The organism is Methylicorpusculum sp. (assembly GCF_030651835.1).
GTDB lineage: Bacteria > Pseudomonadota > Gammaproteobacteria > Methylococcales > Methylomonadaceae > Methylicorpusculum.
Genome location: NZ_JAUSBX010000159.1, coordinates 1 through 7989, shown reverse-complemented (window position 1 = coordinate 7989; position 7989 = coordinate 1). Strand labels below are relative to the sequence as shown.

The following is a 7989-nucleotide window of genomic DNA, read 5'->3' as shown; positions in this document are numbered from 1 at the left end:
CGAATCATAATAACGCGTTCCGCCTTGCGTTTTACGGGCTGGCAAAAGCTCACCTGTCCGCTCCCATTTTCTGAGTGTGTCAACACTAACTCCTAAAAGAGCTGCCGCCTCACCAATCTTGATTAATCTCTTATCCATGTGCAATAACATACATAAATCTGATTTAAAAAGCAGTATTTATTTACAGATTAATATAGATTATTTGTTTCAGTTACAAACCCTTTTACCGCTTGGCGACTATACGTTGATCGGTTACGAGCGTCGTCAAGTGTTCGATATTGATATTCGATGCGTCGTAACCGAATATCAGGCGGAAATTCTCCAGGATCAGCAGAGGCAGCGTTTTACGGCGGCTTTCCCGGCGGAGGTCAGCAAAGCCGCTAAGTACGGCAACGGCGTCAAAGTCCAGGCGGTGTATTTGTCCCAATATCAATTGATCCCTTACAACCGGGTTCAAGAACATTTTCAGAATCAGTTTTCGCTGCCGATCAGTGAAGGCTCGATTTTGGTGGGTTTTTTAGGGATTGTGGGTGATTAGCAATAGCCGCAAAGACCTTGGCCACATTCAAGTCGATCAAATCTGAAATGAATGCATCCGGATGTTGCCCCTCAACATCGTATTTTTCCAGTTCCGTTTCAGGAAAATCCCTCAGGTTAAAGGTCAAAATGACGCTTGATTGACTGCGAATCGTTGTAGCGAGAACATGCCGATCATTTTGGTCTGGCAAAGTCAGAGTTGGGATCAGAAATTCGTAGCCAGTGACGAGACAGTCACGGGGACTGGTATCCATCAGTTTTCGTGTTCGTTCAAGTTGCTCGCGAGTCAAATCCTGGTGAACGGTCAAGACGTTTCGCATCCATTTTTCGTGGATTTCTGCCGTCCATTTTGCATGCTATCGATCGGTCAGCGAAAGGTACATCAGTAAATCGCGCAAGGGTGGTGGATGCAACACACATGCGTCGTAGGCTACGGAAAAGCTTGTTATTAATTAATAACCCGTATTGAGTTCTTGTGCCTGGGCTGACAGTTCTTCCAACGCGGCTAATCGTCCCGAATCGACCTTAGCTTTGTAATCTACCAAATAGTGATAACGTACACGACGACGATGGGTGCCTAATTTGTGAAAAGGAATCACGCCGCTGTCGAGCAATTTGATCAGATGCGGCCATTAATTCGAGTATTCGGCTCTGTATGGGGCCCGCATCAAAGATATCCTACAAATTAATGTTCTGATTTTCGCTCCTTTTTTAGCGGCATCTGGATCGTTCGTTATACGATTAATTTCTGTCACAAAAACTAAAATACCAAGGTCCGCAATTGGCCGATCTTTCAAAAATGGTTGATATGAGCCACCGCCGAGCCTTAGCTAACCAAATTAGCGGTGCCTCACGTACTTTCGTTGTCTGCAACAAAAATCGCGTTGTCGCTTATTATGCGCTTGCTTCGGGTGCGATCAATAGCATTAGTTCTTCTGGCCGCTTCCGCCGCAATATGCCTGACCCCATACCAGTCGTCGTACTTGGCCGTCTAGCCGTGGACTTGTCTTTCCAAGGCTGCGGTCTGGGCCGGGGCCTTTTTCGGGATGCCGCGCAAAGAGTTTCCTATGCTGCCGATGCTATCGGCATTCGCGGAATTATCGTCCATGCTCTTTCAGAACAAGCCCGCTCATTCTATCTGGCCCTCGGTTTCGATCCCTCCCCCGAAGAGCCGATGACACTCATGGTAAGCCTCGCTGATATCCGTTCATTTCTGTGAATACTGCATTTGTCGGCAAAACTCGACGGTTTGTCCTGATGAGTAAAAATGAAGATGAATCTATAACTTGAAATAGGTATGGTGCTGATTAGTCAATCCAGTAATATTTAATCGGCAAAAAAAATTTTGCTTCTCAATACCAGTCATTCGAAACATTAATTTTTTCACTTCGTAGAATGTGCCAGTCCGATCCATTCTTGAGGGTCGTGTTTCTCCATAGCGGCCTGCCAGCCAAATCCAGATTCTGCGAACTGGAGGGCTACAAAGCAGCCATTGGTGACCTCACCCTATCGGCCATAAACAGACCGCTGCGGAATGTGTCAATGAAAATTAGAAATCTTTCTCAAAAGCAGACGTCCAATCCGTCATTGTTTGCAATTTCGAAAACAGGCAATGTCAGGAGTTTTTACATTTTATAAGTCATGAGTTCTTGATTTTATTGCGTTGAAATTCTTAAATCGAGCCTGACCCTATTGGTTCACAAGAGTGAACTCTTCATCCTCAGAAGCCGAGGAAACAATCAAAAGCGCTTACCAAAAGGCCAGCTTGGCGTGGCGTTTTATCAAGGATAGGTTCGAAAATGCCTTTAAATTTGGCTATGTTCGCGTTAGTAGTTGAAAGTAAACCAACACCGTCATTCCGGCATGGATTGCCGGAATCCAGGTCACAAGGATGTGAAAGCCCAACGCCATCCATGGCTTCTGGACCCCGGCAATCCCTGCCGGGGCGACGCCTGCTATTAACGCGAACATAGCCTTTAAATTTCCTATATTTTTGGCCTTCACTCATTCGTTGCCCTGCACCTGTTGGCCCTTGTGCGCGTTGATCAGCATGTGGCATTCCAAGCAGGATCGCTCGAGCCTAAGCGCTGCCTCCTTGGTCAGTTCGGCATCGCTTTGTGCAGTTGCTCGTTTCAGGTCGTGTATGGCTTCATTGAAGGATTTACCATGCTTCTCGTAGACGTCTGTGGACAGATAGCCATCAATCGTGGCGACGTACCTTTCCATGTCCAAGGCTGCGGCATTAACACGGTTGAGTCTGCCCCGAACGATCGCATCGAGGACATCTTGCATCGAGTCTGACTTTCGACGCATCAATTGGTTCTTCAAGTTGCGTTGAGACGGATTCTTATCATATTCGCCTGCATAGCGCCAAACCTCGCCAAAGAGCCACACGCCTAGAGCGACAACCAAAGCGCCACTTAAAAGCGCAACCGTCCACTGCAATCGATTTCTTTGGCTCATGTTTTTCTCCTAGCAGAAAACGAAGTAAAGGCCCCCGCGTTTTTGGCGATGGCCAACGGTTTGGACCACTGTTATTAAGACGTTCCTGGGCTTGTTGAGTGGATAAACCATCTCTGTCGACCTGCAAGTATTCCAATACCTGCTTGATATATTAAGGAATGCCAGTCTATTGGTTTTTGAAATACGGCTTTTTTGTCATGGTTTCTTGAAGTTCAATTGTAAAGATTGATTCTTATTCCCATTCCAGTACAAGGACTTTAACAAAAGTAGCTTACTATTTACTGACTCAAAGCAAGATTTGAATGCGGTTCTAAGCCAGGGCTAATGAGGTCGAAGCAACATATTTTTCTGTTTATATAATTTAGCTTTACAGTTTTGTGAATGTCTTCTTAGCGGAAAGCTCCATGTTATAAAGCAGCGAAAGGGGGGGCACCCATTAGCCTGTCGTAGTCAATAAGCCAAACTAATCCCTCAAGCAAATTTTGGCTTTTGCTCGAATTTACTGTTTTTTAAGATCAATCTCTTCAATCTGTTATTGAACCGGTGGGTTTCGTGGTCGCGAGGTCCGAGAGTATGGTTAAGTTGTGGGCAGCAGGGACGCTGTCCATGACTTAGGATTCGGTCATAAATAACTTCCCTATTTTATGTGGGTCTCGGTTGCTCGATTGGCAGGTGTCGGCGAGCAAATGACATTATCACGGCGTCACTACTGCCATTTGCAGACGATTGCCTTTCGATCATCAATGACAGTATTTGAATGAATATCTGCCAAACAGTTTAGCTATATAGAGGTGCTTGATTGAAAAACATACCCCGACTTCGTTCAGCGCATCCTGTGCGATTAAAACTTGCTTGATCTATTTTACATTCTGAATCGCTAGCCCATATATAGTTTTAACGATTCAATAATCTTATAAATAGTGCGGCATTTGACTTGAATGTCATAAGTCATATCACTTGTTATTTAAAAAGTTTTTATGTGTTTTTGAAAGCCATTTCTTACAAAACAAAGAGTTAATTACTGGCATGCCTTTTGTAATACCTATTTAGAACGCTGCAGCTTTAGTGTTCTTAGATTCTATGAAAGATAACGACAACTAGGTATTACATGAAAAAGACACTTTTATTCGGTGCAATCTCGGCAATTCTTACGAACACAGCAATGGCGGATGAACTGGATCCTTTGTCAGCAGCAGAAAGACATCAGCAAGCTTATGACTACCGGGAACAACAGGCAAATATCAATTTCATCAACTCGCCCGCCGAACATCCCAATAATAGCGATGAAACCGACGTGCCAAATTATGCGGGGCAATTTCACAAAACCTTACCGCATGCCGCTAACGGTATCGTTGACAGTGCGGCCTACCAACAATTACTGACTGCCATCCAAGCGGGTAGCTTTGCGGCTTTTGAACAGGTTCCTGCCGGCGGCCCGGTCAAGCTGGCCAATCCGCTGGCAGCACAGGTTTATGATTTGGAAGGTAGAGACTCCCACGCTTACGGTATGAAGCCGGCACCCGCGCTCGGCAGTGCCGAGGCTGCGGCTGAGATGGTTGAAGTATACGCGCAAGCTTTGTTGCGTGATGTGCCGTTCAGCGAATACACCTCTAATAAAAACATCATGAAAGCAGCTAACGAGCTGGCGAATTTGATCGACTTTACCGGTCCAACCAGTGCTGAACTGTTGTTTAGAGGTATATTTGAGGGCGATCAGACAGGTCCGTACATTTCGCAATTTTTATATAAAGACATCCCGACCGGTCCCAAAGTGGTCGATCAAAAATACACGCGCTACAAAGCGGGTGAAAATTTCATGACCACGCCGAGTGAATGGCTGGCAATTGAGAACGGGCAAATGCCAAGCAAATCGGTAACCACTCAAGCAGCTCGTTATATGCTCAACGGGCGAGATTTGTCGAGATACGTGCATCAAGATTACACTTATCAAGCATTCCATAACGCCGCATTGATTATGCTGAGTTGGGGGCCAAGCGTTTGGGATGACGGCAATCCTTATAAAACAGCAACCCGACAGGGAGCGTTTATCGATTTAGGGGCCGGTGAAATTCTCGATACCGTCGCTAAAGCCGGCAATGCTGCCTTGCGGGCGGCATGGTTTCAAAAATGGAATGTACATCGCCGCTTACGCCCTGAAGAGTACGGCGGCTTAGCCCAAAACAACCCTAGCTTGTTACATGCTCAATTCAACTCGTCCATTGTGTTAAATTACGTGCAGGCACAGTATGGCAATAAATTATTACCCATGGGCTATCCGGAAGGCGCTCCCACGCATCCGGCTTATCCTGCCGGGCATGCCTCTATTTCAGGCGCGTGCGTGACTGTGCTGAAAGCCTTCTTTAAAGAAGGGGCCACTATCCCTTCACCAGTACAACCTAGTGCCAACGGTTCGGTATTAGAGCCCATTGCCGATGTATTAACCATCGGTGGTGAACTCAATAAACTGGCTTCAAACATCAGCTTGGGCCGTGATTGGGCCGGTGTGCATTATCGTAGCGATGGCACAGAAGGTATGCTGCTAGGCGAGGAAGTGGGTATTGCCATTCTGAAAGATTGGCGCGATGCTCACCCCGAGGCGCCTACACTGACACTGAAAAAATTTGATGGCGAAGAAATCCAGATATAACGGGTAATAAAGAGTGGGCATGCATAAAACGCATGCCCACGCATCAACATTTAATTATCTTGAATCGTCAAAACAACTTACCGTTCCGCAGTAGATTGCTACCGATTTGCGTGTAATACCAAAAAAAGCTGACTGGATTTGATCAATAAAACGCCATTTAAAAGTGTGGTGTCTAAGACGACTTTGGGTCGATCACTGCCTGCGATCCTCTAAAAAATTGTCGGTTCGAATGTCAGGTATTCAGCATATAAACATTCGATAAAGTCCGAAACAAAGTTGGCTTTTCATTGGTTTCAACAAGGCTATGTTCACGTTAATAGTAGGCGTCGCCCCGGCAGGGATTGCCGGGGTCCAGAAGCCATGGATGGCGTTGGGCTTTCACATCCTTGTGACCCGGATTCCGGAAATCCATGCCGGAATGACGGTCTTCGGTAAGAAGAGAAATTAAACCAAAAAAACACAACCCGCTGAATAAAGGCATAACCTGTAGGGCGTTTTCGCGATAGCAAAACGCCAAGCCTTCAAAGCCAAGGCGGCTTGCCAGTTGGCGAATCCGCTTTACGGGTTATGCCCCTTTAGAGACAGTATTAGGGTCATAGCTTGTGTCGGTGAGGCGACAAAACCATGATGCTCATAGAAAGCTTTTGCTTCAATTGAAAGAGCATGAACAAGAAGGCCGCGTATGCCGAGTATTCCACCAGCTTGGGCAGTCCGCACAACAGCATCTTGAAGCAAGGCAACCCCAAGTCCTTTCCCCTGAAAAGACTTATCAACAGCAAGACGGCCAAGAATGGCGACAGGAATAGGATTAGGCATATTGCGACGGACTTGGGTAGGTGCATCGTTCAATTCCAGTGCGCCTGAAGCAAGGCAGTAATAGCCGACAACCCTTTTACCTTCCAACACTACGTAGGTACGAGAGGTTCCACTGAGCTGATTTTGGTACGCCCGCTTCTTGAGCCAATCATTAAGGCTATCAACATTACAGGCAAAGTCATCAAGCTGATGATCCGTAGCTAACAGAATGGGGGAAGAAAGCACTATTTATTCCAAGGTTTTGCGGCAGCCATCAGTCTTTCAAAACCCTCACCTTTAGGCGGTTGATCAAGAACCTCAAGAAAATGGTCGTAAGTTTCTTGATCAACCCGCACGAGTGCTTGGTCGAGCAAGGACTCTTCCGCTGCACGTCGAGCGGCATCAATCATAAAATCAGAGCGTGTTTTACCCTGAGCCTTTGCCGCTCTATCAATTAGACTGCGGATATCATGGCGAACACGCAGGTTGACAGCATGGGTTTGTGTATCGGTTTTTGTTTGGTTATAAGACATAGAAAATACCTCTCTTTTAATCTACATCAACCTTATCATAAATAGATACATGTTGTGTATCTGTTTAGTCATAGCATCACAATGGCTGCATTGTTAAACAAATTTGTTGGACTCATGACATGTTATTTTTACGTGTTTCTTATTGTGTTTAAAAACCTTCGTTATTTAGACACAGACGGGCAGTCATAAAAAGCGTTACCCATCTTACATCTGAAGTTTCCCAGTTTTTATTATATTGTCCAGGCTTGTTTGAGAACTTGGTTTGTATTAATCGTCGCCATCGTTCCGGCAGGGATTGCCGTAATCTAGAAGCCATGGATGGCAAAGGCTGTAGCACATCCTTGCGCTCTGGGTACCGGCAATCCATGACGGAATGACGGTCTTCGTTAAGGAAAGAAATTAAACCAAAAAACAAAACCCGTTGTAAAACTACATAACCCGTAGGGTGTTTTCGCGCTAGCAAAACGCCAATAGCCTTCAAAGCCATGGCGGATTGCCTGTTGGCGAATCCGCCTTACCGGGTTGTGCTCAATGACGACAGGGATTCAATGGGCTGCCATTCAACGCAGCTATAACCTGCGACCAAAGTGGAGCTGGTTTTGGATATCAGGTTGATAGCGTTATTAGGGGTTTGTAACTGAAACAAATAATCTATATTAATCTGTAAATAACTACTGCTTTTTAAATCAGATTTATGTATGTTATTACACATGGATAAGAGATTAATCAAGATTGGTGAGGCGGCAGCTCTTTTAGGAGTTACTGTTGACACGCTCAGAAAATGGGAGCGGACAGGTGAGCTTTTGCCAGCCCGTAAAACGCAAGGCGGAACGCGTTATTATGATTCGGCGGCTTTACTTGGCCTTGGAGATACTAATACCCCGACGATTTGCTACGCCAGGGTATCTAGTCACGACCAAAAGGCGGACTTAGACAGGCAGCATGAAATGCTTGAAACCTATTGCGCTGCTAAAGGTTGGCGGTCTGAAGTCATAAGAGATTTAGGCTCTGGGA

13 protein-coding genes are annotated in these 7989 nt (G+C 45.8%); 5 read left to right on the top strand and 8 right to left on the bottom strand.

Features of this window, described 5'->3' with window-relative positions; translation table 11 throughout:
* A partial coding sequence (locus tag Q7V32_RS20910) for a MerR family DNA-binding transcriptional regulator (RefSeq protein ID WP_370691480.1) occupies positions 1-138 on the bottom strand: 138 nt, incomplete at its 3' end.
* Between Q7V32_RS20910 and Q7V32_RS20750 the strand changes: the two genes are divergently transcribed.
* Positions 137-538, top strand: coding sequence for a hypothetical protein (locus Q7V32_RS20750; RefSeq protein ID WP_304898869.1), 402 nt, complete (start codon positions 137-139; stop codon positions 536-538). The genes Q7V32_RS20910 and Q7V32_RS20750 overlap by 2 nt on opposite strands.
* On the opposite strand, the gene Q7V32_RS20745 is transcribed toward Q7V32_RS20750, so the two are convergent.
* Together Q7V32_RS20745 and Q7V32_RS20740 are read right to left on the bottom strand one after the other, a co-directional pair.
* On the bottom strand, positions 489-857 hold the full coding sequence (locus Q7V32_RS20745; protein WP_304898868.1) for a hypothetical protein: 369 nt from the start codon (positions 855-857) through the stop codon (positions 489-491). The two genes, Q7V32_RS20750 and Q7V32_RS20745, sit on opposite strands and share 50 nt — an antisense overlap.
* A 132-nt stretch (positions 858-989) precedes the next feature.
* Positions 990-1136, bottom strand: a complete 147-nt coding sequence (locus Q7V32_RS20740; protein WP_304898867.1) for a hypothetical protein — start codon at positions 1134-1136, stop codon at positions 990-992.
* Between the two features lie 209 nt (positions 1137-1345).
* Between Q7V32_RS20740 and Q7V32_RS20735 the strand changes: the two genes are divergently transcribed.
* Complete coding sequence (locus Q7V32_RS20735; RefSeq protein WP_304898866.1) at positions 1346-1756, top strand: GNAT family N-acetyltransferase; 411 nt, start codon at positions 1346-1348, stop codon at positions 1754-1756.
* Positions 1757-2352: 596 nt separating this feature from the next.
* Here Q7V32_RS20735 and Q7V32_RS20730 read toward each other — a convergent pair.
* The 3 genes from Q7V32_RS20730 to Q7V32_RS20905 are packed head-to-tail and all read right to left on the bottom strand — an operon-like array spanning position 2353 to position 3136.
* Complete coding sequence (locus tag Q7V32_RS20730) at positions 2353-2508, bottom strand: hypothetical protein (protein ID WP_304898865.1); 156 nt, start codon at positions 2506-2508, stop codon at positions 2353-2355.
* Positions 2509-2541: 33 nt separating this feature from the next.
* On the bottom strand, positions 2542-3000 hold the full coding sequence (locus Q7V32_RS20725; protein ID WP_304898864.1) for a hypothetical protein: 459 nt from the start codon (positions 2998-3000) through the stop codon (positions 2542-2544).
* Complete coding sequence (locus Q7V32_RS20905; RefSeq protein ID WP_370691490.1) at positions 2888-3136, bottom strand: cation-transporting P-type ATPase; 249 nt, start codon at positions 3134-3136, stop codon at positions 2888-2890. Before Q7V32_RS20905 ends, Q7V32_RS20725 begins: the two co-directional genes overlap by 113 nt.
* 972 nt (positions 3137-4108) lie before the next feature.
* Here Q7V32_RS20905 and Q7V32_RS20720 point away from each other — a divergent pair.
* Both Q7V32_RS20720 and Q7V32_RS20715 read left to right on the top strand, forming a co-directional pair.
* Positions 4109-5647 (top strand): vanadium-dependent haloperoxidase, encoded by a 1539-nt coding sequence (locus tag Q7V32_RS20720; RefSeq protein ID WP_304898863.1) that lies wholly within the window; start codon positions 4109-4111, stop codon positions 5645-5647.
* Between the two features lie 304 nt (positions 5648-5951).
* Entirely contained in the window at positions 5952-6095 is a 144-nt protein-coding gene (locus tag Q7V32_RS20715) for a hypothetical protein (protein ID WP_304898862.1), read from the top strand.
* Positions 6096-6205: 110 nt separating this feature from the next.
* Here the strand turns inward: Q7V32_RS20715 and Q7V32_RS20710 are convergent, their stop codons facing one another.
* Entirely contained in the window at positions 6206-6688 is a 483-nt protein-coding gene (locus Q7V32_RS20710; RefSeq protein WP_304898861.1) for a GNAT family N-acetyltransferase, read from the bottom strand.
* Positions 6688-6975, bottom strand: coding sequence for a DUF1778 domain-containing protein (locus tag Q7V32_RS20705; protein ID WP_304898860.1), 288 nt, complete (start codon positions 6973-6975; stop codon positions 6688-6690). Before Q7V32_RS20705 ends, Q7V32_RS20710 begins: the two co-directional genes overlap by 1 nt.
* Positions 6976-7685: 710 nt before the next feature.
* Between Q7V32_RS20705 and Q7V32_RS20700 the strand changes: the two genes are divergently transcribed.
* On the top strand, positions 7686-7989 hold a 304-nt coding region (locus Q7V32_RS20700), incomplete at its 3' end, for a recombinase family protein (RefSeq protein ID WP_304898859.1).

Excerpts from the sequence above, each read along its gene's own strand:
- Q7V32_RS20720 (WP_304898863.1), top strand. The coding sequence starts at position 4,109 with ATGAAAAAGACACTTTTATTCGGTGCAATCTCGGCAATTCTTACGAAC.
- Q7V32_RS20725 (WP_304898864.1), bottom strand. The coding sequence starts at position 3,000 with ATGAGCCAAAGAAATCGATTGCAGTGGACGGTTGCGCTTTTAAGTGGC.
- Q7V32_RS20715 (WP_304898862.1), top strand. The coding sequence starts at position 5,952 with ATGTTCACGTTAATAGTAGGCGTCGCCCCGGCAGGGATTGCCGGGGTC.
- Q7V32_RS20750 (WP_304898869.1), top strand. The coding sequence starts at position 137 with ATGTGCAATAACATACATAAATCTGATTTAAAAAGCAGTATTTATTTA.
- Q7V32_RS20735 (WP_304898866.1), top strand. The coding sequence starts at position 1,346 with ATGAGCCACCGCCGAGCCTTAGCTAACCAAATTAGCGGTGCCTCACGT.
- Q7V32_RS20730 (WP_304898865.1), bottom strand. The coding sequence starts at position 2,508 with ATGTTCGCGTTAATAGCAGGCGTCGCCCCGGCAGGGATTGCCGGGGTC.
- Q7V32_RS20745 (WP_304898868.1), bottom strand. The coding sequence starts at position 857 with ATGCGAAACGTCTTGACCGTTCACCAGGATTTGACTCGCGAGCAACTT.
- Q7V32_RS20705 (WP_304898860.1), bottom strand. The coding sequence starts at position 6,975 with ATGTCTTATAACCAAACAAAAACCGATACACAAACCCATGCTGTCAAC.